We start from the raw sequence: 385 nt of genomic DNA, 5'->3' as shown, positions 1-385 counted from the left end.
GGCTCACCGCCGAGCGGTTCGTCGCGGACCCGTTCGGCGGGCCGGGCGACCGGATGTACCGCACCGGCGACCTGGCCCGCTGGGTGCCCGGCCGGGGCGTGGAGTACCTGGGCAGGCACGACGGGCAGGTCAAGATCCGCGGTCACCGGGTGGAGGTCGGTGAGGTGGAGGCCGCGCTGGGCGCGGTGCCCGGCGTGAGCGCCGCCGCCGCGGCGGTCCGCGCGGACCGGGGACCGGCCCGGCTGGTCGGTTACGTCGTGCCGGAGCCCGGCGTGGGGATCAGCCCCGACTCGGTGCGGGCCGCGCTCGCTGAACGGGTGCCCGACCACCTCGTGCCCGCGGCGGTCGTCGTGCTGGACGAGCTGCCGGTCACGGTCAACGGCTA

1 protein-coding gene is annotated in these 385 nt (G+C 77.4%); it reads left to right on the top strand.

Annotation, left to right across the window (positions count from 1 at the left end; translation table 11 throughout):
* Positions 1–385 (top strand): hypothetical protein (locus AB0G02_RS39725; RefSeq protein WP_360805557.1); only part of this gene is annotated, 385 nt, incomplete at both ends.

Source organism: Actinosynnema sp. NPDC023658 (genome assembly GCF_040639995.1).
Classification (GTDB): domain Bacteria; phylum Actinomycetota; class Actinomycetes; order Mycobacteriales; family Pseudonocardiaceae; genus Actinosynnema.
Note: the sequence above shows the minus strand (reverse complement) of the source record. Positions and strands in the feature narration are given on the sequence as shown.